General features: G+C 73.1%; 28 protein-coding genes. 15 read left to right on the forward strand and 13 right to left on the reverse strand.

All coding sequences use genetic code 11. The annotated features are described in order from the left end of the window. Positions 1 to 13: 13 nt before the first annotated feature. Positions 14 to 661 carry an SCO3374 family protein gene (locus tag IF02_RS0118955; protein WP_051696345.1) on the forward strand — a complete coding sequence of 216 codons (648 nt, stop codon included), beginning with the start codon at positions 14 to 16 and terminating at the stop codon, positions 659 to 661. On the opposite strand, the gene IF02_RS0118960 is transcribed toward IF02_RS0118955, so the two are convergent. The 7 genes from IF02_RS0118960 to IF02_RS0118990 all read right to left on the reverse strand — a co-directional run bounded on the left by IF02_RS0118960 (position 640) and on the right by IF02_RS0118990 (position 4,695). Continuing rightward, positions 640 to 978 carry a histone-like nucleoid-structuring protein Lsr2 gene (locus tag IF02_RS0118960; protein WP_030158476.1) on the reverse strand — a complete coding sequence of 113 codons (339 nt, stop codon included), beginning with the start codon at positions 976 to 978 and terminating at the stop codon, positions 640 to 642. The two genes, IF02_RS0118955 and IF02_RS0118960, sit on opposite strands and share 22 nt — an antisense overlap. A gap of 165 nt (positions 979 to 1,143) precedes the next feature. Then, positions 1,144 to 1,674 carry an amino-acid N-acetyltransferase gene (locus IF02_RS0118965; RefSeq protein WP_030158478.1) on the reverse strand — a complete coding sequence of 177 codons (531 nt, stop codon included), beginning with the start codon at positions 1,672 to 1,674 and terminating at the stop codon, positions 1,144 to 1,146. A gap of 9 nt (positions 1,675 to 1,683) precedes the next feature. After that, the gene (locus IF02_RS0118970) at positions 1,684 to 2,211 is read right to left on the reverse strand and encodes a BlaI/MecI/CopY family transcriptional regulator (protein ID WP_078622174.1); all 528 of its coding nucleotides are present in this window, start codon (positions 2,209 to 2,211) and stop codon (positions 1,684 to 1,686) included. A 131-nt stretch (positions 2,212 to 2,342) separates the two neighbouring features. Further along, a complete protein-coding gene (locus IF02_RS35200) occupies positions 2,343 to 2,516 on the reverse strand; it encodes a hypothetical protein (protein WP_030158482.1) in 174 nt (57 codons plus the stop codon). Positions 2,517 to 2,529: 13 nt separating this feature from the next. Then, positions 2,530 to 3,156: a hypothetical protein gene (locus IF02_RS0118980; RefSeq protein ID WP_030158487.1), complete on the reverse strand. Its 627-nt coding sequence runs from the start codon at positions 3,154 to 3,156 to the stop codon at positions 2,530 to 2,532. A 95-nt stretch (positions 3,157 to 3,251) separates the two neighbouring features. Continuing rightward, entirely contained in the window at positions 3,252 to 3,437 is a 186-nt protein-coding gene (locus IF02_RS0118985; protein ID WP_030158488.1) for a DUF397 domain-containing protein, read from the reverse strand. Positions 3,438 to 3,579: 142 nt separating this feature from the next. Beyond that, entirely contained in the window at positions 3,580 to 4,695 is a 1,116-nt protein-coding gene (locus IF02_RS0118990; RefSeq protein ID WP_030158490.1) for a threonine aldolase family protein, read from the reverse strand. A gap of 98 nt (positions 4,696 to 4,793) precedes the next feature. On the opposite strand from IF02_RS0118990, the gene IF02_RS0118995 reads away from it, so the two are divergent. The 6 genes from IF02_RS0118995 to IF02_RS0119020 all read left to right on the forward strand — a co-directional run bounded on the left by IF02_RS0118995 (position 4,794) and on the right by IF02_RS0119020 (position 11,128). After that, positions 4,794 to 5,699, forward strand: a complete 906-nt coding sequence (locus tag IF02_RS0118995; protein ID WP_030158492.1) for a Rossmann-like and DUF2520 domain-containing protein — start codon at positions 4,794 to 4,796, stop codon at positions 5,697 to 5,699. Beyond that, positions 5,696 to 6,697, forward strand: a complete 1,002-nt coding sequence (panC, locus tag IF02_RS0119000; RefSeq protein WP_030158494.1) for a pantoate--beta-alanine ligase — start codon at positions 5,696 to 5,698, stop codon at positions 6,695 to 6,697. Before IF02_RS0118995 ends, panC begins: the two co-directional genes overlap by 4 nt. Continuing rightward, positions 6,694 to 8,427 (forward strand): L-aspartate oxidase, encoded by a 1,734-nt coding sequence (locus tag IF02_RS0119005; RefSeq protein WP_030158496.1) that lies wholly within the window; start codon positions 6,694 to 6,696, stop codon positions 8,425 to 8,427. Before panC ends, IF02_RS0119005 begins: the two co-directional genes overlap by 4 nt. A gap of 41 nt (positions 8,428 to 8,468) precedes the next feature. After that, positions 8,469 to 9,425 carry a carboxylating nicotinate-nucleotide diphosphorylase gene (gene nadC / locus IF02_RS0119010; RefSeq protein ID WP_420708178.1) on the forward strand — a complete coding sequence of 319 codons (957 nt, stop codon included), beginning with the start codon at positions 8,469 to 8,471 and terminating at the stop codon, positions 9,423 to 9,425. Beyond that, the gene (locus tag IF02_RS0119015; RefSeq protein ID WP_030158500.1) at positions 9,425 to 10,234 is read left to right on the forward strand and encodes a type III pantothenate kinase; all 810 of its coding nucleotides are present in this window, start codon (positions 9,425 to 9,427) and stop codon (positions 10,232 to 10,234) included. Before nadC ends, IF02_RS0119015 begins: the two co-directional genes overlap by 1 nt. Positions 10,235 to 10,390: 156 nt before the next feature. After that, positions 10,391 to 11,128, forward strand: coding sequence for a GntR family transcriptional regulator (locus IF02_RS0119020; RefSeq protein WP_030158502.1), 738 nt, complete (start codon positions 10,391 to 10,393; stop codon positions 11,126 to 11,128). Between the two features lie 43 nt (positions 11,129 to 11,171). On the opposite strand, the gene IF02_RS0119025 is transcribed toward IF02_RS0119020, so the two are convergent. Beyond that, complete coding sequence (locus IF02_RS0119025) at positions 11,172 to 11,381, reverse strand: hypothetical protein (RefSeq protein ID WP_030158504.1); 210 nt, start codon at positions 11,379 to 11,381, stop codon at positions 11,172 to 11,174. A gap of 108 nt (positions 11,382 to 11,489) precedes the next feature. On the opposite strand from IF02_RS0119025, the gene IF02_RS0119030 reads away from it, so the two are divergent. Together IF02_RS0119030 and IF02_RS0119035 are read left to right on the forward strand one after the other, a co-directional pair. Beyond that, positions 11,490 to 12,611 (forward strand): DUF5937 family protein, encoded by a 1,122-nt coding sequence (locus tag IF02_RS0119030; RefSeq protein ID WP_030158506.1) that lies wholly within the window; start codon positions 11,490 to 11,492, stop codon positions 12,609 to 12,611. A gap of 214 nt (positions 12,612 to 12,825) precedes the next feature. Then, the gene (locus IF02_RS0119035; RefSeq protein ID WP_030158507.1) at positions 12,826 to 14,379 is read left to right on the forward strand and encodes a M28 family metallopeptidase; all 1,554 of its coding nucleotides are present in this window, start codon (positions 12,826 to 12,828) and stop codon (positions 14,377 to 14,379) included. Between the two features lie 55 nt (positions 14,380 to 14,434). On the opposite strand, the gene IF02_RS0119040 is transcribed toward IF02_RS0119035, so the two are convergent. After that, a complete protein-coding gene (locus IF02_RS0119040) occupies positions 14,435 to 15,418 on the reverse strand; it encodes an SAM-dependent methyltransferase (protein WP_030158508.1) in 984 nt (327 codons plus the stop codon). Between the two features lie 107 nt (positions 15,419 to 15,525). Between IF02_RS0119040 and IF02_RS0119045 the strand changes: the two genes are divergently transcribed. Together IF02_RS0119045 and IF02_RS0119050 are read left to right on the forward strand one after the other, a co-directional pair. Beyond that, entirely contained in the window at positions 15,526 to 16,728 is a 1,203-nt protein-coding gene (locus tag IF02_RS0119045) for a sensor histidine kinase (RefSeq protein WP_030158509.1), read from the forward strand. A 17-nt stretch (positions 16,729 to 16,745) separates the two neighbouring features. After that, positions 16,746 to 17,417, forward strand: a complete 672-nt coding sequence (locus IF02_RS0119050; protein WP_030158510.1) for a response regulator transcription factor — start codon at positions 16,746 to 16,748, stop codon at positions 17,415 to 17,417. Positions 17,418 to 17,473: 56 nt separating this feature from the next. Here the strand turns inward: IF02_RS0119050 and IF02_RS0119055 are convergent, their stop codons facing one another. Both IF02_RS0119055 and IF02_RS0119060 read right to left on the reverse strand, forming a co-directional pair. Next, positions 17,474 to 18,880, reverse strand: coding sequence for a PH domain-containing protein (locus IF02_RS0119055; RefSeq protein WP_030158511.1), 1,407 nt, complete (start codon positions 18,878 to 18,880; stop codon positions 17,474 to 17,476). After that, entirely contained in the window at positions 18,877 to 19,368 is a 492-nt protein-coding gene (locus IF02_RS0119060; protein WP_030158512.1) for a PH domain-containing protein, read from the reverse strand. The genes IF02_RS0119055 and IF02_RS0119060 overlap by 4 nt, the downstream gene beginning before the upstream one ends. 31 nt (positions 19,369 to 19,399) lie before the next feature. Here IF02_RS0119060 and IF02_RS0119065 point away from each other — a divergent pair, with 31 nt between their 5' ends. From IF02_RS0119065 to IF02_RS0119080, 4 genes are all read left to right on the forward strand, one after another. Further along, positions 19,400 to 20,542, forward strand: a complete 1,143-nt coding sequence (locus IF02_RS0119065) for an NADH-quinone oxidoreductase subunit D (protein ID WP_030158514.1) — start codon at positions 19,400 to 19,402, stop codon at positions 20,540 to 20,542. Positions 20,543 to 20,596: 54 nt separating this feature from the next. After that, a complete protein-coding gene (locus tag IF02_RS0119070) occupies positions 20,597 to 21,442 on the forward strand; it encodes an arylamine N-acetyltransferase family protein (RefSeq protein WP_030158516.1) in 846 nt (281 codons plus the stop codon). A 28-nt stretch (positions 21,443 to 21,470) separates the two neighbouring features. Continuing rightward, complete coding sequence (locus IF02_RS0119075) at positions 21,471 to 21,686, forward strand: hypothetical protein (RefSeq protein ID WP_030158518.1); 216 nt, start codon at positions 21,471 to 21,473, stop codon at positions 21,684 to 21,686. 88 nt (positions 21,687 to 21,774) lie between these two features. Continuing rightward, positions 21,775 to 22,131 carry a hypothetical protein gene (locus IF02_RS0119080; RefSeq protein WP_030158520.1) on the forward strand — a complete coding sequence of 119 codons (357 nt, stop codon included), beginning with the start codon at positions 21,775 to 21,777 and terminating at the stop codon, positions 22,129 to 22,131. A 51-nt stretch (positions 22,132 to 22,182) separates the two neighbouring features. Here IF02_RS0119080 and IF02_RS0119085 read toward each other — a convergent pair whose 3' ends face one another. Then, the gene (locus IF02_RS0119085; RefSeq protein WP_030158522.1) at positions 22,183 to 23,214 is read right to left on the reverse strand and encodes a hypothetical protein; all 1,032 of its coding nucleotides are present in this window, start codon (positions 23,212 to 23,214) and stop codon (positions 22,183 to 22,185) included. 101 nt (positions 23,215 to 23,315) lie between these two features. Beyond that, entirely contained in the window at positions 23,316 to 24,308 is a 993-nt protein-coding gene (locus IF02_RS0119090) for an ABC transporter substrate-binding protein (RefSeq protein WP_030158524.1), read from the reverse strand. Between the last annotated feature and the right edge of the window lie 40 nt (positions 24,309 to 24,348).

Here is a 24,348-nt window from a genome sequence, read left to right on the forward strand (position 1 = left end):
AGTTGCTCCGGGCATGGCCGTCACCGTTCCACCGCCCCGCGTCGCGCCCGAGGATTCACCCGCGGATTCGCCCCGGGACGCGTACGCGTCCTGGTACGAGGAGGTGCTCGGCTGGCCCGTCGCCGGCGGACCGCCGGCCCGGCTGGTCACCGGGGTGCGGTTCGACGTGCTGGAGCTGCCGGCCGATGCCGGGGAGCGGCTGCTGCGCGGGCCGGTCGCCACGGGTCCGGTGGCGCTCGCGGGGCGCAGGATGCGGTTCCTGGTGGCCGCGGGGAGCGCCGACGAGCTGGACGGGCTGCTCGACTGGCTGGAGTGGGGCGGGGTCGCCCTGGACCTCACCGCGCTGGGCGCCGGCGGCCGGATCTCGGCCCCGGTCCCGCCGGGACACCCCCAGGGAAGTCCCCGGGGGGCCGCCGTGTGGCTGCGACCCCCCGAGCAGGGGTGTGAGGCACTGCTGCCGTCCCTGCCCGGTCCGGGGCAGGGCGCCGGTCCCCGGCACGGTGGTGCCGGGCCCGAGCTCGTACGCCTGGTCGCGGCGGCGGCGACGGAATGCCACCGGGCGCGATTGTGGCGGCGTACGCCCCTGAGAGCCCCTTCCCTCACAGGACCGCAGGCCCTGGGGGAACGAGAGGCCGAGGGTCAGCCCTTGGCGTTCTCGTAGGCCTCGCGGATCTCCTGCGGGACGCGCCCGCGGTCGTTGACGCTCATCCCCTGGGCCTTGGCCCACGCGCGGATCTCGGCGGTGTCCGGGTTGCCGGACGTCGCGGCCGTACGGGCCTTGGCGCGACCACCGGAGGCGCGGCCACCGGTGCGGCGGGCGCCCTTGACGTAGTCGGCGAGCGCGGAGCGCAGCTTCTCCGCGTTGGCGGTGGTGAGGTCGATCTCGTAGGTCTTGCCATCCAGAGCGAACGTCACGGTCTCGTCCGCCTCGCCACCGTCGAGGTCGTCGACAAGAAGGACCTGAACCTTCTGTGCCACCGGGATTTCCTTTCATCGAAAAGCAGTACGCGGAAAGGAAACCGCTTTTCCCTGGAAAACACAAACCCCCGGGGAGAGGTTCGAGACCGCAACGCGGCGGGAAACGTGCGCGATTCGGACATAGGCCACAGGTGCGCGGAGCACGGGAAAAGCCGCCGTGATCGTTCAGAGGTGCAGAAGCATCCGACTGTTGCCCAAGGTGTTCGGCTTCACTCGTTCGAGACCGAGGAACTCGGCGACGCCCTCGTCATAGGAACGCAGGAGCTCCATGTAGACATCCGTCTCGACCGGGGTCTCGCCGATCTCGACGAAGCCGTGGTTCGCGAAGAAGTCCACTTCGAAGGTCAGGCAGAAAACCTTGGCGACACCGAGGGTCCGAGCGGTGTCCAACAACTGCCGCAGCAGCTGATGGCCGACTCCGGCGCCCTTCAACTCGCGGTCGACCGCGAGTGTGCGTACTTCGGCCAGGTCTTCCCACATGACGTGGAGAGCGCCGCAGCCGACCACCCGGCCGTCGGAGTCGCGTTCCGCGACCCAGAACTCCTGGATGTCCTCGTAAAGGACGACCGGGGCTTTGTCGAGGAGGATCCGCTGCTGCACGTACTGGTCGAGGAGGCGGCGCAGCGCGGGAACATCGCCGGTGCGGGCACGGCGGATCGTCACTGTTTTTGCGTGTTCAGCGGAAAACTCACCCATGCCCGGACGCTATCTCCCGGGCTCGGCCCCGCGCCCGGCGGAGTCCCCTTCGGCGGGAGGGGGTTCGGAGGGCGCCGCGGCCGGGGGCTGCGCGGCGGACCCGGCGGGCGGCTCGGCGGCCTGCTCAGCGGTCTGCTCAGCGGTCTGCTCCGCGGCTGTCTCAGCGGCCGAACCGTCGTCGTACCCCACGATGCGGAAGGCGTTCCGAAGGGCTTCGCGCTGTTCCGCGGACATCATGCCGAAGAAGGCCACGAGGGCGGCCGCGGGGTTGTCGCTCGTCGACCAGGCTTCGTTCATCAGTGCGGCCGAGTAGGCGGCGCGGGTGGAGACCGCGGTATATCGATAGGCGCGGCCTTCGGCTTCCCGGCGGACCCAGCCCTTCTGATGGAGATTGTCCATAACCGTCATGACCGTGGTGTACGCGATGGACCGTTCCTGCTGGAGGTCTTCCAGTACTTCACGAACAGTGACCGGGCGGTTCCACTGCCACACCCGCGTCATGACCGCGTCTTCGAGTTCTCCCAAGGGGCGAGGCACAACAGCACGATAGTGCGGAATGTGCGGAATTGCCCGGCTATTCGGAACGCAACGCGCCGCAAAAATGGCGGGCGCCGCGTTACAGGGGACGGCCGCGCGGGAGAAGGTCCGGAGCGGGAAGGCCGGGCGGGCTACTTGCCGGGCCGGGCCTGCTTGGCGGCCTCGGCGCGGGCGATCACGGCGTCGACGGCCGCGTCTTCCTTGGCCTTGTTGGCGCCGCCCTGGCTCTTCACGATCGTCACGACGAGCGCGATGAAGAAGCCGGCCATCACTACGGGGGGCACGAGCGCGGAAACGTAGTCCATGCCCCCAGCGTAGCTACCCGGCCGCGAGCCCGGCCGCCGGGGGCGGGGTGGGCTTGCGGCGCGGCGGGAACACCTCGCCGGGGGTCGGGATGGGCCGCTCGGAGGGGCGTTCGGGACGCGGCGGCTCCTTGGGGGCCGGGGCGGGCCGGGCGGGCTCCTCCTTGCCGTCCTTCGCCCCCCTGAGCTCCCTGGACTCCCTGGACTCCCTGGTGTCCTTGCCCCCGGACAGCGCCAGCAGGCGGGTCCGGGGCTGCGGGGTCGTGGAGAGCCGCCGGCGCACGGAGCGCTCGGCGATGCCCTGGCAGCGCTCCAGCAGCGCCGCCGCGACCGGGTTGGCCCGCAGGGCGCGCAGGGCGGCCAGGTCGTCGGGCGCGGGCTCGTACCCCGCGGCCAGGGCGTCCTGGAGCAGCTCCAGGTAGCCGGAGAGGCTGCCGGGCAGGGCGTCGCGGTAGCGGGCCAGGTCGGCGAGGAGGAACTCTCTGAGCCGCCCCGCCTCCTGGACCGCGTCGTCCACCGACTGCGCGAGGCGCAGACAGTCCTGGACCTCGGGGGCCGTCAGGGGGGCGGGGGCCGTGGAGGACTGGAGGGCGTGGGCGAGCGTTCGCCTGAGCACGTGCAGCTCGGCGGCGCTGAACGCCATGCCGCCGCGGGATCCGTAGGGCGTGGGCATGGGCCGAAGATACGCGCTAATCGGACAAAATCCCCTGAGCGGCATGATTCCGGGCGCGCCGACGGCTACCCGTCCGCCTTGACGGCGTCAAGGAAGTCGGCCCAGGCGGACTGGGTCGTGGCCAGAACCAGGTGCGCCGGGTCGGCCCGGTCGGCCACGCGGACGAGGTGGCCGGGGGCCGCGGAGACGTAGACGCAGTTGTCTCCTTCGCCGCAGTACGTGGACTTCTGCCAGGCGGGGTGAGCGGTCATGGTGTCTCCTCCGGGGGACGGCTCCGTTGCTTTCCCGTGCAGGGAAGGTAACCGGGAGGCGGCGCCGGACCGACGACTTCGGCGGAAATCGGTGCGGCGTCGTTGCAGTGGCGGGACCATTTGCGCATCTGCGGCGCCTCCGTCAGAGGCGGGCCGTGAAGGCCTGGGCCGCCTCGCGGACCTCCTCGGGGGTCCAGGTGAGTCCCGGAGCGGTGACCGTCACTTCCGTCACCGAGACGCCCGGGACCGGCGCCGCCGTCCAGCGGCGGAACAGGACCGTGCCCGTCTCCTCCGCCAGGCGGACCCCCGCCTCCGTCAGGCGGTCCGCCTCGTACGGCAGCCAGACCTGGAACTGGTGCGTGTGCGGGGTCTCCGGGTTGATCCGGAACCACGGGACCGGGCCGCCGGCCAGCGCCTCGGCCAGTGCCGAAGCCACCGTGCGGGCCTGGGCCACGTACGACGGCAGGCGCGGGAGCTCCCCGTCCAGGCCGGCCAGCGCCGACAGGGCCTGCGGGAACTGGCGGAAGATCTGGCCCCCGTACCGGTGGCGCCAGACCCGCGCCTCCGCGATCAGGGCGCAGGAGCCCGCCAGGGCCGCGCCGCCGAGGCCGCCGAGCGACTTGTAGAACGAGACGTACACGGAGTCCGCGAGAGCGGCGATCTCCTGGAGCGGCCGCCCGAAGTGCACGGTCGACTCCCACAGCCGGGCCCCGTCGAAATGGACCACCGCGTCCCGTTCGCGGGCCGCGTCGACCAGCGCCCGGAGCTCCTCCCAGGTGGGGAGGAGGAAGCCCGGGTCGCGCAGCGGGAGCTCCAGCATCAGCGTGCCGAAGGGCTCCGCCAGGTCCGCGACCTCCTCCGCCGTCGGCTGGCGCGGGTCCGTCGTCGGGTACACCGTCCGCAGGCCCGAGACCAGCGACAGCGCGCCGCCCTCCCACAGCTCGGGATGGCTCATCGGGTGCAGTGCGACCACCGGGTTCCCGGTCCGCCCCGCCCAGCAGCGCAGCGCGATCTGCTGGGCCATCGTCCCCGACGGGAAGAACGCCGCGTCCTCCGTGCCCAGCAGCTCCGCCACCCGCCGCTCCAGCCGGGTCACCACCCCGTCCCCGTACACGTCGGCCGGCTCGTCGGGATCCGGCGCGGCCAGCCCCGCCAGCAGCTCCCCGACGGTCGCCTCCCGCGCGCCGGGCGAGAGCATCCGATCCGCCGCCCGCCCCGCCGCCAGCAGCCGCTTCGTCAGATCATCGTCATCCGTCATGCCCCCGATCATCGCCGACCGGCCAACACGCCCAGGGGCTAGCATGGCGACGTATCGTCCGGTACCCCCCGCGGACTGGAACGGAAGGCCTTCCCCGCGTGAATTCATCCCAGCAACCGCGCCCCGCCCGGCTCACCGTCGGCGTCGTCGGCGCAGGCCGGGTCGGCCCCGCACTGGCCCGCGCGCTCCAGCAGGCCGGGCACCGGCCGGTCGCCGTGTCCGGCGTCTCCGACGCCTCCCGCCGGCGCGCCGCGCGGATGCTGCCCGACGTGCCGCTCGTACCGCCCGCGCAGGTGCTGGAGCTGGCCGACCTGGTGCTGCTGACCGTGCCCGACGACGCGCTGCCGGCCCTCGTCGAGGGACTCGCGGAGACCGGCGCGGTCCGGCCCGGCCAGCTCCTCGTCCACACCTCCGGGCGGTACGGGACCGCCGTGCTGGACCCGGCCCGCCGCGCGGGCGCGCTCCCGCTGGCCCTGCACCCCGCGATGACCTTCACCGGCACCGAGGTGGACGTGCAGCGGCTCGCCGGCTGCTCGTTCGGCGTCACGGCCCCCGACGAGCTGCGGCTCGCGGCCGAGGCCCTGGTGATCGAGATGGGCGGGGAGCCCGAGTGGATCGCGGAGGAGAACCGTCCGCTCTACCACGCTGCCCTCGCCCTCGGCGCGAACCACCTGGTCACCCTGGTCGCCCAGGCCATGGAGCTGCTGCACAAGGCCGGGGTCGAGCACCCCGACCGGATGCTCGGCCCGCTCCTCGGCGCGGCCCTCGACAACGCCCTGCGCTCGGGTGACGCCGCGCTGACCGGCCCGGTGGCCCGCGGCGACGCCGGTACGGTCGCCGCGCACATCACGGAGCTGCGCAGGCACGCCCCGGCCTCGGTCGCCGGATACCTGGCGATGGCCCGCACCACCGCCGACCGGGCCCTCGCGCACGGCCTCCTCAAGCCCGAACTCGCCGAGGACCTCCTGGGCGTACTCGCCGATCCCGAGGGTGGGGACCAGTGACCGACCTGCTGCTGATCGACACCGCCGAGGAGCTGCACAAGCTCCCGCGGACCGCCGTCGGCCCCCGCGCCGTCGTCATGACCATGGGCGCCCTCCACGACGGCCACGCCACCTTGATCCGTACGGCCCGCGAGCGGGCCGGGCAGACGGGCCAGGTCGTGGTCACCGTCTTCGTGAACCCCCTCCAGTTCGGGGCGAACGAGGACCTCGACCGCTACCCCCGCACCCTCGACGCCGACCTGGAGATCGCCCGGGCCGCCGGCGCCGACGCCGTGTTCGCCCCGGCCGCCGACGAGGTCTACCCCGGCGGCGACCCCCAGGTGCGGGTCAGCGCCGGCCCGATGGGCGAGCGCCTCGAAGGGGCCACCCGGCCCGGGCACTTCGACGGCATGCTGACCGTCGTCGCCAAGCTGCTCCACCTCACCCGCCCCGACCTGGCCCTGTTCGGCCAGAAGGACGCGCAGCAACTCGCCCTGATCCGGCGGATGGTGACCGACCTGAACTTCCCCGTCGAGGTGGTCGGCGTACCGACCGTCCGCGAGGAGGACGGGCTCGCGCTGTCGTCCCGCAACCGGTACCTCTCCGCCCAGGAGCGCCGCACCGCCCTGGCCCTCTCGCGCGCCCTGTTCGCCGGGCAGGACCGGCTCGCCGCGCAGGCCGCGCTGCGCGCCCGCGCCGAGGCCTCCCCGGCCAGCGACGAGCGGGCCACCGCCCTGGCCCGGCTCGGCGAGATCCGCTCAGCCGCCGACGCGCACGCCGTGTCCGCCGCGGGCACCGGGCTGCCGGACGCCGTACGGGCCGCCGCCCGGCACGTCCTGGAGGAGGCGGGCCGGCACGATCCGCCGCTGGTGCTGGACTACCTGGCGCTGGTGGATCCGCAGGACTTCACCGACGTCCGCCCCGACTTCACCGGGCAGGCCGTCCTGGCCGTCGCCGCCAAGGTGGGGACGACCCGGCTGATCGACAACATCCCATTGGAGTTCGGAGCACACACGTGAGCACCCCAGGCAACGGCACCGCCGGCACCGGCATACGGCTGCACGCCAACGCCCCCGGCTGGGCCCTCGACGCCGACGTCGTGGTCGTCGGCTCCGGCGTCGCCGGCCTGACCGCCGCACTGCGCTGCGCCGCCGCGGGCCGCCGTACGGTCGTGGTCACCAAGGCCCGGCTCGACGACGGTTCCACCCGCTGGGCGCAGGGCGGGATCGCCGCGGCCCTCGGGGAGGGCGACACCCCCGAGCAGCACCTGGACGACACGCTGGTCGCGGGCGCCGGGCTGTGCGACGAGGCCGCCGTACGCCTGCTGGTGACCGAGGGGCCGGACGCCGTGCGCCGGCTCATGGCCACCGGCGCCGTCTTCGACACCTCCGCCGAGACCGGCGAGATAGAGCTGACCCGCGAGGGCGGCCACCACCGCCGCCGGATCGCGCACGCGGGCGGCGACGCCACCGGCGCGGAGATCTCCCGCGCGCTGGTCGAAGCCGTCCACCGGGCGGGTATCCGTACGGTCGAGAACGCGCTCGTACTGGACCTCCTCCAGGACGCCGAGGGCCGTACGGCCGGCGTCACCCTGCACGTCATGGGCGAGGGCCAGCACGACGGCGTCGGCGCCGTCCACGCGCCCGCCGTGATCCTGGCGACCGGCGGCATGGGCCAGGTCTTCTCGGCCACCACCAACCCGTCGGTCTCCACCGGCGACGGCGTCGCGCTCGCCCTGCGGGCCGGGGCCGAGGTCTCCGACCTGGAGTTCGTCCAGTTCCACCCGACCGTGCTCTTCCTCGGCCCGGACGCCGAGGGCCAGCAGCCGCTGGTGTCGGAGGCGGTCCGCGGCGAGGGCGCGTACCTGGTCGACGCCGACGGCGTCCGCTTCATGCAGGGGCAGCACGAGCTGGCCGAGCTGGCCCCGCGCGACATCGTCGCCAAGGGCATCATGCGCCGCATGCAGGAGCAGGGCGCGCAGCACATGTACCTGGACGCCCGGCACTTCGGCGCGCAGATGTGGGAGCAGCGCTTCCCGACCATCCTGGCCGCCTGCCGCTCCCACGGCATCGACCCGGTCACCGAGCCCATCCCGGTCGCGCCCGCCGCGCACTACGCCTCCGGCGGCGTACGGACCGACCTGCACGGCCGGACCACCGTCCCGGGCCTGTACGCGTGCGGCGAGGTGGCCTGCACCGGCGTGCACGGCGCGAACCGGCTCGCCTCCAACTCCCTGCTGGAGGGGCTCGTCTTCGCGGAGCGGATCGCCGCCGACATCGCCGGCGGGGCGCCCGCCGGCAGCGGCCCCGGCATCCCGGTCCCCGCGACCGGCCCGCTCCAGCCCGCCGAGGCGCGGTACGAGGTCCAGCGCATCATGACGGACGGCGCGGGCGTGCTGCGCTCCGCCGCGTCGCTGCGCACGGCGGCCGCCGCCCTGGAGGACCTCTACGCGACGGCCCTCACGGCGCTGGAGACGGACGGCAAGACCGCCGTGCCCGGCGTCGAGACCTGGGAGGCCACGAACCTGCTGTGCGTGGCCCGCGTGCTGGTGGCAGCGGCCCTGCGCCGCGAGGAGACCCGCGGCTGCCACTGGCGCGAGGACCACCCCGACCGGGACGACGCCGCCTGGCGCCGCCACCTCGTCGTCCGGCTGTCCGCCACCGAGAGGCGGGCCCTGGTCGTCACCCCCACCGACTCCGCGGGCTTTCCGTCCGTACAGCACCCCCTGAGCCAGGAGCAGTCATCGTGAGCACCCCCGAACGGCACGAGCACGACCACGAGCACGCGGAGCTGCCGCTCCTCGACCAGTCCGCGGGCGGCGGCTGCGGCGACGACTGCGCGTGCGGCGACGGCGAGGAGAGCGGCCTGGACCCGGCGCTCGCCCAGCTGCTCGCCGACGCGGGCCTGGACCCCATCGAGGTCGAGGACATCGCGCACATGGCGATCTCCGAGGACCTGGACGGCGGGGTCGACGTGACCACCGTGGCCACCGTTCCCGAGGACGCCGTCGCGCACGCCGACTTCACGGCGCGCGAGGCGGGCACGGTCGCCGGCCTGCGCGTCGCCGAGGCCGTCCTGTCGGTCGTCTGCGAGGACGAGTTCGAGGTCGAGCGGCACGTCGAGGACGGCGACCGGGTGCAGCCCGGCCAGGTGCTGCTGACGGTCAAGGCCCGCACCCGGGACCTGCTGACCGGCGAGCGCAGCGCGCTGAACCTGCTCTGCCTGATGTCGGGCATCGCGACGGCGACCCGCACCTGGGCCGACGAGCTGGAGGGCACCAAGGCGAAGGTCCGCGACACCCGCAAGACCACACCGGGCCTGCGCTCCCTGGAGAAGTACGCGGTGCGGTGCGGCGGCGGCGTCAACCACCGCATGTCGCTGTCGGACGCGGCGCTGGTCAAGGACAACCACGTCATCGCGGCGGGCGGTGTCGCGGAGGCGTTCAAGGCCGTCCGCGAGCAGTTCCCCGACCTGCCGATCGAGGTCGAGGTCGACACCCTCCAGCAGGTGCGCGAGGCCCTGGACGCGGGCGCGGACCTGATCCTGCTCGACAACTTCACGCCGATCGAGACCGAGGAGGCCGTCGCGCTGGTCCACGGCCGCGCGGTGCTGGAGTCCTCGGGCCGCCTGACCATGGCCAACGCCCGTGCGTACGCGGAGACGGGCGTCGACTACCTCGCGGTCGGCGGGCTCACGCACTCCTCCCCGATCCTGGACATCGGCCTGGACCTGCGCGAGGAGCGGTAATGCTGCTGACCATCGACGTCGGCAACACCCACACCGTGCTCGGCCTGTTCGACGGTGAGGAGATCGTCGAGCACTGGCGCATCTCCACCGACCCGCGCCGGACGGCCGACGAGATGGCCGTCCTGATGCAGGGCCTGATGGGCATGCACCCGATGCTCGGCAGCGAGCTCGGGGACGGCATCCACGGCATCGCGATCTGCTCGACCGTCCCGTCGGTGCTGCACGAGCTGCGCGAGGTGACCCGCCGCTACTACGGCGACGTCCCCGCGGTGCTGGTCGAGCCCGGGATCAAGACGGGCGTGCCGATCCTGATGGACAACCCGAAGGAGGTCGGCGCGGACCGCATCATCAACGCGGTCGCCGCCGTCGAGCTCTACGGCGGCCCGGCGATCGTGGTCGACTTCGGTACGGCGACCACCTTCGACGCGGTGTCCGCGAAGGGCGAGTACGTGGGCGGGGTGATCTCCCCGGGCATCGAGATCTCGATGGAGGCCCTGGGCGTACGGGGCGCCCAGCTCCGCAAGATCGAGCTGGCGCGGCCGCGCAACGTCATCGGCAAGTCCACGGTCGAGGCGATGCAGTCGGGCGTGGTCTACGGCTTCGCCGGGCAGGTCGACGGGGTCGTCGCGCGGATGGCCAAGGAGCTGGCCGGCCCGCACGGCGACCCGGGCGACGTCCGGGTGATCGCCACCGGCGGCCTGGCGCCGATGGTCCTCGGTGAGTCCTCGGTCATCGACGACCACGAGCCGTGGCTGACGCTGATCGGGCTGCGCCTGGTCTACGAGCGCAACGCGCCGAACTTCGACTGAGGCCGCGCGCGCCGCCCGTCCGCGACCGGCGGGCGGGCGGTGGCGTGGCTGTGTGGCTGTGTGGCGCTCGTCTCACTCCTCGCCGTTCTGAAGACTCGGGTTCGACCTGATGAATTAGCTTGAGCCCAACTCGTCGACAGGTACAGGACGGCTCATATGGCCCGTGATACGGCGTACTTGAAGGTGGCCGACTCGCTGCGGGCGCGGATCGGGGCCGAGGAGTGGCCCGTCGGCTCCAAACTGCCGTCGCGGTCCCGGTTCGCCCGGGAGTACGGGGTCGGGCAGAGCGTCACGCAGCGCGCGCTGGAGCTGCTGATCATCGAGGGGCTCCTGGAGGGCCGCGCGGGCTCGGGCACCTACCTGTGCGCGCCGCGCGAGCGGCTGCGGATAGTCCGCTCCCGGCGGCGCCGCCGGGCCGGGCTCGGCGGTGGCGGCCTGACGTGGGAATCGCACTCCGCGGCCCGTACGCCGGCGCCCGAGCGGATCGCGCAGCGGCTCGCCGTCGCGCCGGGGGACCCGTGCGTGCACACCACGTACGAGTTCCTGGCCGAGGGCAGGCCGGTGGAGATCTGCGAGTCCTGGGAGCCGATGGCGGTCACGGACGGCACTCCGGTCGTCCTGCCGGAGGCGGGCCCGTTCAAGGGCGCCGGGGTCATCGAGCGGATGCGCTCGATCGGTGTGCTGGTCGCCTCGGCGCTGGAGGTCCCGCGCCCTGCGCGGGCGAACCAGACGCAGGCCAATCTGCTCGGCATCAGCGTCGGCGAGCTGATCACCGAGATCGAGCGGACGTACTACGCGGTGGACGGCCGGGCCGTGGAGACCGCCGACATCGTGGTCGCGGACCGGCGCTCGGAGATCGCGTACGAGATCGACTTCCACCCCGGGGACCGCTGACCGGGCCGCCTCACCGCCGCCGCCGGCCGCGCCGCCGGCCGCGTCACCGGGCTCCGTGCGCGTGGGTCAGCCGGCGCAGGGCGGCCCGCCAGGGGTGCCGGGCCTCGCGGCCTTCGAGGACGGCCTGGAACTGGGCGTACGTACGGGCCGAGCGCAGGACGGCGACGTCGTCCCGGCCCGGCGGCGGGGGCATCGGCTCGCCCAGCTGGGACGCCCGGTACGTGTCGATGAGGTACTGCTCGATCGCTGTCATGACTCAACCCTGGACCCGGTCGGGCCACCCCGCACGACGATTGACGCTCCTCGTCAATCGATCCGTGTCCGTCCAGGTCACAGGCCCGGGACAGGTCAGAATGGCCCGATGAGCGTCACCATCGACATCGCCGGGCTCCCCGCGGGGCGCATCCGTTTCGCGCCCTCCCCGCTCTCCGAGCTCTGCATGACGCTGCACGCCCTCTCGCAGCCCGCCCACCACCCCGGCCTGGCCTCCTGGACCACCGCCACCGCCGCCGCGCTGGACCCCTGCCTCGCGGACCGGCTGCTGGAGGGCGATTTCATGTGGCGCAGCTCCTTCTCCGACATCTTCATGGCCTTCGCGGGGATCCCCGGCGGCAGCGGCCTGCCGGCCGCGACGCTGGCCGAGGAGCTCGACGTACTCGACCGGATCGACGACGAGCGGTTCGTGATGGCCGCCCTGGAGCACTGCTGGCTGGCGCTGTACAACGAGGGCGGCGGGCCCTCCCCGCTGGAGAACCCGCAGGCCAGGGCCAAGGCGCTGGAGACGGCCGCCGCGCGCGGACCGCGCCAGCTGGACTTCTCGCTGCGGCTGCTGGACGACACGGCCTCCGTACGGGTGTGGCTGCGCCGGCTCCTGGAGGACTGCGACGAGGCGTTCTTCGCGGAGACCTGGCGGCGGATCGAGCCGCAGCAGAGCGCCGACGCCCGGCACAAGACCGAGGTCCTGCGCCGCAAGGGGCTGGCGGCGACGCTGCACGAGGTGTCGAGCGCGCTGCGCGTCGACGAGGCCGCGACCACCATCACCGTCGACAAGATGGTGCACGGCTCGGCCACCGCGACGGACCCGGAGATAGGCCCCGGGCTGGTCTTCGTGCCGACGAACTTCGGCTGGCCGCACCTGCTGGTGCTGCACGCGCCCGGCTGGGTGCCGGTGGTCCACTATCCGATCCGCTCCCCCGAACTGCCCGAGCCGGGCTCGGTGGAGCTGCTCCAGCGGCGGATGGAGGCGCTGGCGCACCCGATGCGGATGATGCTGTGCCGGAGCCTGGCCCGCGCCCCGTACACGACGAGCGAGCTGGCGACCGTACACGGGATCACGGCGCCGGAGGTGTCGCGGCACCTGTCGGCCCTGAAGAAGGCGGGCCTGCTGCACACCTGGCGCCAAGGGCGCTACGTCCAGCACCAGTTGGACCTGGGGGTCGTCGCCCGGATCGGCTCGGAGTTCATCGAGGGCATCCTGCGCTGACGGACGGCCGGATACCGGCGGCGGGCCCTCACCGATATGCGGAGGTCACCACCCGGAATCAGCGAAACCTCTGGCGAGATCGGCCCCATGGTCTATACCGTGCGTCCACCGCGCACCACTGACGCCCGACCGTACGCCCGTCTGCCCGTCTGCCCGTCTGCCCGTCTGCCCGTCTGCCCGTCTGTCTGCCCGTACTTGTCGTGGAAGGACCTTCATGCCCTCACGCCGTATAGCCGCAGCAACCGCCGCCCTGGCCGCCGCGGCCCTCGTCTCCCCGCTGATGCTCGCCGGGCCGGCCGGTGCCACCGGCAGCCCGCAGAGCGATGCCGCGCGGGGTGACGCACTGGCCCGGAAACTGGTCAAGGACTCGACCGGCAAAGGCGCCAACAACCACCTGAAGGTCTTTCAGGCCATCGCCGACTACAACAAGGGCACGCGCGTGGCCGGTTCGAAGGGCCACGTGCAGTCCGCGCAGTACGTCGAGGCCGTGATGCGGGCGGCCGGCTACAAGGTCTCGAAGAACGAGTTCGACTTCGTGTACGTCGAGACGATCGCCGAGACGCTGAAGGTCAACGGCGCGGGCGGGCGCGACGTCCCGATCAAGCTGATGACGTACACGGCGAGCGGCCCCGAGGGCGGGGTGACCGCGCGGATCGCCGTCGCGCCGGTGGACGCGGACGGTACGAACGGCTGCGAGCCCGGCGACTTCGCCGCGGGCGCCTTCACCGGCAAGATCGCGCTGGTCAAGCGCGGCGGCTGCACCTTCGCGGTCAAGCAGGCCAACGCGGCGGCGGCCGGGGCGGTCGGCGCGATCATCTACAACAACACCGAGGGCGCCCTCAACGGCACCCTGGGCGACGCGAACGCGGGCAAGGTCCCCACCGGCGGCCTCTCCCAGGCCGAGGGCGAGCGGCTGGCCGCCGAGGCGACGGCCGGGCCGGTGGAGGTCACCCTCGACATCCGCCAGTTCCGGGAGAACCGCAAGACGTACAACGTGATCGCGGAGACGCGGGGCGGCGACGAGAACAACACCGTCTTCCTCGGCGCACACCTCGACTCGGTCGCGGCGGGCCCGGGCATCAACGACAACGGGTCGGGCTCGGCCGGCATCCTCCAGGTCGCGCAGCGCCTCGCGAGCAGCCAGAACAAGATCAAGAACAAGGTCAAGTTCGCGTGGTGGTCGGCGGAGGAGTTCGGCCTGCTGGGCTCCGAGGCGTACGTCGGCGGGCTGAGCGACGCGCAGAAGAAGCAGATCAGGCTGTACCTGAACTTCGACATGATCGCCTCGCCGAACGCCGCGTACTTCGTCTACGACGGCGACGACTCGGACAAGGTCGGCTCGGGCCCGGGGCCGGAGGGCTCGGCGCAGCTGGAGAAGGGCATCACCGACTTCCTCGACGCGCAGAAGATCCCGCACGAGGGCTCCGACTTCACGGGCCGCTCGGACTACGGCCCGTTCATCGAGGCGGGCATCCCGTCCGGCGGCACGGACACGGGCGCCGAGGGCATCAAGACGGCGGCGCAGGCGGCGAAGTTCGGGGGCCAGGCCGGGGTCGCGTACGACGTGAACTACCACGGCAAGGGCGACGACATCACGAACATCGACCAGAAGGCCCTGGACATCAACGTGGATGTGATCGCGAACGCGGTCGGCCACTACGCGTTCGACCTGGCCCCGCTGTCGAAGCCGGTCCCCTCGGCCCCGACCACGGGCGGCGCCACGGGCGGCGGCCTCCGCCCGGGCCACGACCACGAAGCCGCGGAGTAGACGCAGCAGTCCGCGGGTCCGCTGCGCGGGGCGACCCCCCGCGCAGCGGGACCGGTCAGTCCGGCCAGGAACGCACGCCGACCGGCTGGACCAGCCAGGCGAAGTCGCCGAGACCGCCGCGGGCGGTGAGTTCCGCCGCCTCGCCGGCCCGGGCGAGGGCCCGGACGTACCCGGCGGGGTCCGTGGACGCCAGGGCCAGCGGGGGGCGGGCCCCCGAGACCCCGAGAAGGCCCAGCGCCTCGCGCTGCGACACCAGCACCGCCCCCGGCCCCGCGCACGCGTCCAGCGCCACGTGGGCCGTCACATCGCAGGTACCGTCCGGCACCGGCGCGACCTCCCGCCCCCCGCGGAAGCCCGTCAGGGTGCCGTACGGGGGGCGGGCGTCCCGAGTGTGGGCGTAGTCCACCGCCACCGCCAGGCCACACGACACCGAGCGCACGGCCTGCGCCCACGCCTCGTCCCGCCCGCGTCCGATCTCGGCCCGGCCGGGCCCCGGCCACCACCGCTCCAGCCACGCCCGGTCCGCGCCGTCCACCACCGGCCCGCAGGTCTGCGTACCCTCCCCGTCGACCAGTACGTAGTGCCCGTCCTCCGCCACGTCCAGCGGTACGTTGTCCAGCCACTCGTTCGCGAACAGCAGCCCCCGCGCACCCTGCGGCGGCTGCGCCACCCACCGGATCCGCGGATCGAGCGCGGCCGGCCGCTCCGCCCGCTCCACCGCCCACGCCCGGACCCGCCCCGCGACCTCCGCCGGCAGCGCGCCCAGCACCCCGGTCAGCAGCTCCCCCCGCCCGGCCCCGACGTCGACCAGGTCCAGCTCCCGCGGATGCCCGAGCTCCGAATCCACCCACCGCAGCAGCCGCGCCACGGCCCCCGCGTACAGCGGCGAGGCGTGCACGGACGTACGGAAGTGCCCGGCCGGCCCCGGCCCGCCCGGCCGTACGTAGAACCCGCCCGGCCCGTACAGCGCGGCCTCCATCGCGGTCCGCCACCGAACCGGAAGCGGAACCGGGTCCGTGACTTCTCCCTGAGTCCTCATCCCCGAAAGGTTAAGCTCGGCCTCCACCTTGGGGAGTACGCCCCCGTCACACGGATCGCACCTGTGGTTGACTCCAGCACCTATCTCCTTTGCCTACTCTGGGTTACGTGCAGCGCCTCTACGACTTCCTCCGCAGACACCCGACGGGCGTCGACAGCTTCTGGGCTGTCCTCCTGTTCGGGATCGCGATGCTGCAAGTCGCCGACAACGGCGCGAACAGCGCCACCGCAAAGCTGATCGCCGTCCCTTCCGTGATCGCGCTGAGCCTGGTCGTGGCCCTGCGCCGCAAGTGGACCCAGCCGATGTTCTGGCTGGCCGTCGGCGCCGGCGTCTACAAGCTCCTCACCCACACCGACACGAACACGGCCGACTTCGGGATGCTGATCATCCTGTACACGGTCGCCGCCTCGGCCGAGATCTCGCGCCGGATGTCCCGTACCGCGTTCGCCATCGGGATCGCCGCCGCCCCGCTCTACGCCCTGCGCTTCCACGTGGACAAGGGCGACACCTCGAGCAACGTCTTCTTCACCCTGTTCGCCATCGTCCCGTTCGCCCTCGCCTGGGTGCTCGGCGACTCGCTGCGCACCCGCCGGGCCTACTACGCCCAGCTCGTCGAGCGGAACCAGCGCCTGGAGAAGGAGCGCGAGGCCCAGGCCAAGGTGGCCGTCGCCGCCGAGCGCGCCCGGATCGCCCGCGAGCTGCACGACGTCGTCGCGCACAACGTCTCGGTGATGGTGGTCCAGGCCGACGGCGCCGCGTACGTCATGGACGTGGCCCCGGACCAGGCCAAGGAGGCCCTCCAGACCATCTCCGGCACGGGCCGCCAGGCCCTGGCCGAAATGCGCCGGCTGCTCGGCGTGCTGCGCACCGGGGAGCCCCAGGAGTCCGAGGACTACGTGCCCCAGCCCGACGTGGAGCAGATCGAGGTCCTCGTCGAGCAGGTGCGGGCGGCCGGGCTCACGGTGGACTTCGAGGTCGAGGGCACACCGCGGCGGCTGCCCACGGGCGTCGAGCTCACCGCGTACCGGATCGTGCAGGAGGCGCTGACGAACACCCGCAAGCACGGCGGCCCCGACGCCAAGGCGAGCGTCCGGCTGGTCTACTTCGACGACGGGCTCGGCCTGCTGATCGAGGACGACGGCCGGGGGGCGGCCCACGAGCTGTACGAGGACGGCGGCGCCGACGGCGCCGGGCACGGGCTGATCGGCATGCGCGAGCGGATCGGCATGGTCGGAGGCACCCTGGACGCGGGCCCGCGTCCCGGCGGCGGCTTCCGGATCAGCGCGCTTCTCCCGCTCAAGAAGAAATGACGAGGTCGAGGTAACTGATGTCCATCCGAGTGATGCTGGTCGACGACCAGGTACTGCTGCGCACGGGCTTCCGCATGGTGCTCGCCGCCCAGCCGGACATGGAGGTCGTCGCCGAGGCCGGCGACGGCCTGGAGGCGCTGGAGGTGCTGCGGTCCACGAAGGTGGACGTGGTGCTGATGGACGTCCGGATGCCGAAGCTCGACGGGGTCGAGGCCACGCGCCGGATCTGCGAGCGGGACGAGCACCCCGATGTGATCATCCTGACCACCTTCGACCTGGACGAGTACGCCTTCTCGGGGCTGAAGGCGGGCGCGAGCGGGTTCATGCTGAAGGACGTGCCGCCGGCGGAGCTGCTGGCCGCGATCCGTTCGGTGCACAGCGGGGACGCGGTGGTGGCCCCGTCCACGACCCGGCGCCTGCTGGACCGTTTCGCGCCGATGCTGCCGACGAACACGCAGGAGCCGCAGAACAAGGAGATCGAGCGGCTGACGGAGCGCGAGCGCGAGGTCATGCTGCTGGTGGCCCAGGGCCTGTCGAACGGCGAGATCGCCGCCCGCCTGGTCCTCTCCGAGGCCACGGTCAAGACGCACGTGGGCCGCATCCTGACCAAGCTGAGCCTGCGCGACCGCGTGCAGGTCGTCGTCCTCGCGTACGAGACGGGGCTGGTCCGCGCCGGCGGCGGCGCGTAGCACCCCGCTCCCGGACCGCCGGTCGGGTCGGCCGGCGGTGTCGGGTCAGGCGGCGGTCAGGTCATCCAGCGGTCCGGGCGGGCGTCCGCGCGGGAGGTGCGGGAGCGGGCCGCCTGGGCGTCCAGCAGCCCGGCGGCCCCGGCCGCCGGGCGCAGGCGGGCCGTGACCGTGCCGTTGGCGCCGGTGTCCACATGGACGTCGGCGAGCCCCTGCACCCGCTGCCACGGGCCCTGCGTGAGCCGGACGCTCTGCACCTTGGCGTGCGGGACGATCTCCGTACGGCGGCACAGCAGCCCCTTGCGGGCGGCGAACACGTCCGCGGAGACGGCCAGGGCGTACCCCCTCCACCACACCGGGACCACCCACCGCGACCCGGCCTTCGGGGACCGGCCGAAGTCGAGGTCGGCCAGGTCCACGCCCGGCAGCACCCGGGCCACGACCGCCTGGGCGGCGGCCCGCGAGGCCACCGGGACCAGGACCCCGTTCTTCGAGCCGGCCACCGCCAGCTCCACCCGCACCCACTCCCGGCGCCGCCACAGCAGCGGCTCCACGATCCGTACGGTCTGCACCCGCCCCGGCGGCACGGTCTCGTGGGCCCGGTCCAGCAGCCCGTGGTCCAGGCGCAGCCCGTCGGGGGACTCGGCGACCCGCCAGTCGAACTCGGTGAGGAAACGGCCCGCCGTACCCGACCAGAGCCCGCCCAGCACGGGCAGCATGGTCCCGATCGTCGCCCAGGGGTTCCCGCTGAACCACCACACGGCGACGGGCACGCCCAGCCCGGCGGCCAGCGCCCCCCACGCCGAGAGCGTGAGCAGCAGCGACACCACCAGGTCCCGGGGGCGCACGCGCAGCAGCTCCCGCTGCGGGGCCTCGCCGAGCAGGGCCGCCTCCGCGGGTGCGAAGCCGGCCGCCCGGGCCAGCAGCTCGGCGCGCAGCAGGGTGGCCTCGCGCTCGTCGAGGAAGGCGAGCTCGTCCTTGTCCTCGGTGCCGATCACGTCGAGGCGCAGCTTGGCGACGCCGGCGACCCGGGCCAGCAGCGGCCGGGTCACGTCGATCGCCTGGATGCGGTCGAGGCGGATGTGCGCGGTGCGCCGGAAGAGCAGTCCGCTGCGGATGCGCAGCTCGGTGTCGGTCACCGCGTAGTGGGTGAACCACCAGCTGAGGAACCCGTACACGCCGAACACCACGACCAGGCCGGCCAGGGCAAGGGCGCGCAGGGTCACGGAGAGCCCGCTCGCCCACCGCTCGACCTGGTCGGCCTGCTGGACGACGACGCCGACGGTCGCGGCGATCGGCACCCACGCCCGGCGCAGCGGTGTGAGCAGGTGCAGCCGGCGCTCGACGCCGGGCGCGGCAGCGGATTCGGAGGCGGCTTCGGCCTCGGCTTGGGACGCGGCTTGGGGCGCGGCTTGGGGCGCGGCTTGGGCCGCGGCGGCCGGTTCAGCGGCCGATTCGGCTGTCACAGGCCCGCCGACCTTGCCTCGCCGAGCTCCGTCAGCCGGTCCCGCAGCCGCTGCGCCTCGTCCGGGACCAGTCCCGGAATCTTGGCGTCCGTGGCCGCGGCCGCCGTGTGCAGCTGTACGGAGGCCAGCCCGAAGCGCCGCTCCAGCGGCCCCGAGGTCACCTCGACCAGCTGCATGCGCCCGTACGGGACCACGGTCTGCGCCCGCCACAGCACCCCGCGGCTGATCAGCAGGTCGTCGGCGCGCTCGGCGTACCGCCAGGACCGCCAGTTGCGGCCGAGCAGCACCCAGCCCCAGACCAGGGCGACCAGCCAGACCGCGCCCGCGGCCGCCCACGCCGGACCGGCCGTCAACCCCAGCAGCACCGCGGTCCCCGCGGCGAGCGGCACCGCCCAGATCACCAGCAGCAGCCGCCGCAGCCGCAGCAGCCCACCCGGAAGCCCCACCCACGCGGGCCGGCCCGTCTCACCCGTCGTCCCCGTTTCCATGCGCTCAGCGTAGGGCTGCGACAATGCGGCCATGACGGAGACCACGGTCGGCATCGGCGGAGCGGCGGAGAGCACCGACATGGTGCTCAACATCGGACCCCAGCACCCTTCCACGCACGGCGTGCTGCGCCTGCGCCTCGTCCTGGACGGCGAGCGGATCGTCAGCGCCGAGCCGGTCGTCGGCTACATGCACCGCGGCGCCGAGAAACTCTTCGAGGCCCGCGACTACCGGCAGATCGTGATGCTCGCGAACCGCCACGACTGGCTGTCCGCGTTCTCCAACGAGCTCGGCGTCGTGATGGCCGTCGAGCGGATGCTCGGCATGGAGGTCCCCGAGCGGGCCGTGTGGATGCGGACCCTGCTCGCCGAGCTGAACCGGGTGCTGAACCACCTGATGTTCCTCGGGTCGTACCCCCTCGAACTGGGTGGAATCACCCCGATCTTCCACGCGTTCCGCGAGCGCGAGGAACTCCAGGCCGTCATGGAGGAGATCTCCGGCGGCCGCATGCACTACATGTTCAACCGCGTCGGCGGCCTCAAGGAGGACCTCCCGGCCGGCTGGCTCGGCCGGGCGCGCGCCGCGATCGCCGACGTCCGCACCCGCATGGACGTGTACGACAAGCTGGTCCACGGCAACGAGATCTTCCGCGGCCGCACGCGGGGGGTGGGCGTGCTCTCCGCCGAGGCGGTGCACGCGTACGGGGTCTCCGGCCCGATCGCCCGCGCCTCCGGCGTCGACTTCGACCTGCGCCGCGACGAGCCGTACCTGGCGTACGGGGAGCTCCAGGACGTCCTGAAGGTGGTCACCCGCACCGAGGGCGACTGCCTGGCCCGCTTCGAGTGCCTGCTGGACCAGACGCACAACGCGCTCGACCTGGCCGTGGCCTGCCTGGACCGGATGGCCGAGCTGCCGCCCGGGCCGATCAACCAGCGCCTCCCGAAGGTGCTGAAGGCGCCCGAGGGGGCCACGTACGCCTGGACCGAGAACCCCCTCGGCATCAACGGCTACTACCTCGTCTCCAAGGGCGAGAAGACCCCGTACCGGCTGAAGCTGCGCTCCGCCTCGTACAACAACATCCAGGCGCTGGCGGTGCTGCTGCCGGGGCAGCTGGTCGCGGACATGGTGGCGATCCTGGGCTCGCTGTTCTTTGTCGTGGGCGACATCGACAAGTGATAAGTCGCGGGAACTCCCGCGACTGCGCGGGCGTTTCCTGCTTAGGGTGCGGCCATGACCCCTGGCGTGTACGACGGCTACCTGCGCCGGCTCGGCTTCGCGCGGCCGCCCCGGCCCACCGCGCAGGCGCTGTTCGCGCTCCAGCGCGCCCACGTCGAGCGCATACCGTACGAGAACCTCGGCATCCAGCTCGGCCGGCCGCCCGGCATCGACCCCGAGCTGTCCGTGCGCCGCATCGCGGCCGGGCGCGGCGGGTACTGCTTCCACCTCAACGGCGCCTTCGCGCTGCTCCTGGAGGGCCTCGGCTTCGCGGTGACCCGGCACCTGGCGGGCGTCCTCGGCCCGGCGGACCGCGAGAGCCGCGAGGTCAACGGCGACCACCTCGCGCTGACGGTCCGGGTCGACGGCGAGGAGTACTTCGTCGACACCGGGCTCGGCGACGGCCCGTACGAGCCGCTGCCGCTGCGCGCCGGAACGCACCGGCAGGGGGAGTTCACGTACGGGCTGGACCCGCTGGACGGGGACCGGCCCGGCTGGAGGTACGTCTACGACGCGGGCCCCTTCCCGGTGGTCAACATGCTGTCGGCGCCGGCGACGACCGCCGACTTCGAGGCCACGCACGTCCGGCTGTCGACCGCGCCGGACTCGGGCTTCGTACGGACCTTCGCGCTGCTGCGGCGCGACGCCCACGGCATCGACGCGCTGCGGGGCCGGGTGCTGAGCCGGACCGAACCGGCGAAGGGGACGACCGAGCGGGTCCTGGACACCCCGGGCGAGTTCTGGGCGGTGGTGGGCGGCCTCTTCGAGCGGAAGCTCGACGACCTGAGCCCGGCGGACCGGAAGGCCCTGTGGGACCGCGTCTGCGCGGCCCACCAGACGTGGCTGGCCGCCCGGGGCTGATGTCGGTACGGGGGTGCAGACTTGGGGCATGTCCCACTCCCCCCGACGGGCCTGCCCCGCATGCGGGCGCGACTGTGCCGTGACCGCCGGCCGGATCGCCCGCCACGACCCTCCCGCCGGCCGCGCCCGCGCCGACCTGATCTCCTGCCCCGGCTCCCGGGCCCGCGTGGTGCTCGGCGCCTCGGCCCCCACCCTGGACGGCTTCGCCCTCCCGCCCCTCCCGGGCCAACTCCCGCTGTTCTGAGCGCGGGACCGGCCTGAGTACGCCGGGCCCGGCGATCTGAGTACCCGCGCGGATCCCCCGTACCGTCGGCCCCGGACAGGATGGCGGCATGTTCCGGAACCCGCAGTCCGCGCTCCCCGCCCTTGCCGCCGTCCCCGCCGCCGAGCCGGAGGCCGACGCCGCCTCCCGGCGCGTCCGCCGGCACGCGGGGATCGCCGCCCTGCTGTTCCTGCCCGCGCTGGTGGCCGCGAAGGTCTTCCTGCTGTCCACGGAAGAGGGCACCCGCTGCCTGATGACGGGCCGCTGCCGGCCGTTCCCCGGGGTGTTCTTCCTGGTGCTGCTCGCCGCGGTCGTGGCGTCCTACGTGGTGGTGTGGGCCGCGCCCCGCAGGTTCCGCAAGGGCGCGCTCACGGTGCAGCTGGCCCTGGAGGCCCTGGCCGTGCTCACGGTCCTGGCCTACCCCTGAGCCCCCTGAGCCCCCTGAGCCCGTGGCCCGGCGGCCCGTCCCGCGGACCGGCTACGAGATCGCGGTGCGGAGGCGGACCACGTCGATCGGCTCCGTCTCGTCGTGCGCCGTCAGGTCGATGACCTGGCCCACCGCCCGCTGTTCGGGGGTGGGCTGCTTGAAGCCCTGGTCCTTGACCGGCTGCTCGGCGGCGGCGAGGTCCGCCTGGGCCGACTCCGCCTTGTGGACCGCGAGGGCCTCCGCGCCGACCACGTCGGCCAAGTCCTCGTTCTGGACCGATTCGATCACCGCACGGGCCTGGGCCGCGGTCTTGGTGCCGAAGAAGTCGAAGCCGCCCTCGACCCGGGACGCCGAGCGGCGCGCGGCCGAGTACGGGGCCACCGCCGCGGCCGGCCGGCGCGCCGGGAGCGCGCCCGTACGGGCCTGCCCGGTCTCCAGCGCCATCGGCTCGGCGCCCTTGGCATCCAGCATCTTCGGCCGGGCCGGCTTCGCCTCCGCCTTGCGGACGAGGGCCGCCATGGCGGCATTGGCCCGGGCGTACCCGACGCTGGTGGGCGCGCCGCTCGACGTCCGCTCCTCGGTCACCGGCGGGAGCTCCTTCGGAGCCGCCGGGGACTCCGGGGCGGCCGAGGCCTCGATGGCGAGCAGCCGGCGGCCCTCCAGGGCGCTGGCCCGCTCGGTCTCGGCGGTCGCGTACCGCCGCAGCAGCGCCGCGTGCTCTCCGCGCAGCCCCGCGAGTTCGACCCGCTTGGCCCGCAGCTTCGCGTCCAGCTTGGCGCGCAGCGTCCGGGCCTCTTCGAGGTCGGACTCGAGTTCGGCTATCCGCTCCTCGGTCTTCCACTCGTCCTTGACCCGCTCGCGCGCGAGTTCGGCCACGCGGCGCCCGGCCGCACGGTCCCAGGCGCGCATGACGACGGCGCCGGAGACTCCCGCCGCCGCCGAGAGGGCCACGAGCAGGCGCAGGGGCAACGGTTCCGCGAGCAGCCAGGCCGCGGCCGCACTGGCGACGGAGACTCCGGCCACGGTCGTCGGCGTGAGCAGCCGGTGCAGGGGTTCGGGATTGCGGTGGCGTCCACGGGGCATGGCCTGAAATTTACAGGGCGTGGAGGTCGAGTGGGGTAACTGCCCGGCAATCTGTGGCCGGGCAGTTACCCGTCATTTCTCCACCAAACCCGTAGCTACTCCTACTTCGTGAGGCCCTTCGCCTTCAGATAGGCCTTCGCGGCGTCCGCCGGCTTCTCGCGCTGGGCGTCCACCTGCCGGTTCAACTCGACGAGGTCGGCGGTCGTGAGGACCTTGGTCAGCTTGTCGAGGGCGGCCGCGATCTCCGGGGATCCCGCGTCCTTGGCGTTGACCACCGGCAGGACGTTGTCGGCGTTCTGGAGCTTCTTGTCGTCCTCCAGCAGGACCAGGCCGAAGCTGTCGAGGGTGGCGTCCGTGGTCGTGGTGAGGGCCAGCTGGTCCACACCGTCCTTGACCGCCTGCTTGGCCTGCGGGGTGCCGACGCCCTTCGGGTCAATACCGGAAACGTCGATTCCGTACGCCTTCTTCAACCCGGGCGCGCAGAAGGGCCGTACGGCGCATTCGTCGCCCGCCGCGATCTTCACCTTCAGCCCCGACTTACCAAGATCGGAAAGGGTCTTCAGGTTGTTCTTCTGGGCGAATTCCTTCGACACCGCGAACGCGTTCTGGTCGACCGCCGGGCCCGCCGGCAGCGCCTTCAGGCCGAGCGGGGCCGCGAGCTTCTCCAGCCCCGCGACCGTCGCCGCCACCTCGCTCGACGCGACCGGCTTCTCCTCCGGCGCCTTCGGCCCGTTCACCTTGGCGTTGAGGAACTCGGCGAGGGTGGCCGCGTACTCCGGGACGACGTCGATCTCGCCCTTCTCCAGCGAGGGCTCGTACAGCTCGCGGTTGTTGACCGTGGTGATCGACGTGCTGTAGCCCGCGTCCTTGAGTACCTGCGCGTACAGCTCCGCCAGCACGTTGGACTCGGTGAACCCGGCCGCGCCGATGACGACCTTGCCCTTGGCGGAGCCGGAACCGGAGTCCGAGGGGGCGGAGGCGCCCGATCCGGTGTCCTTGCTCTTCTCCAGGCTGTCGCCGCCGCACGCGGCGAGGGAGGCGGTCAGGGCCGCCGCCCCCAGTACGGCGCCGAGGACGCGCGTGGACTTGCTCATCTTGTGCTCCTCCAGGGGAGTGGGAACGACCAGCGAACGG

The sequence above is a fragment of the Streptomyces sp. NRRL S-244 genome, from assembly GCF_000717915.1.
Taxonomy (GTDB): domain Bacteria; phylum Actinomycetota; class Actinomycetes; order Streptomycetales; family Streptomycetaceae; genus Streptomyces.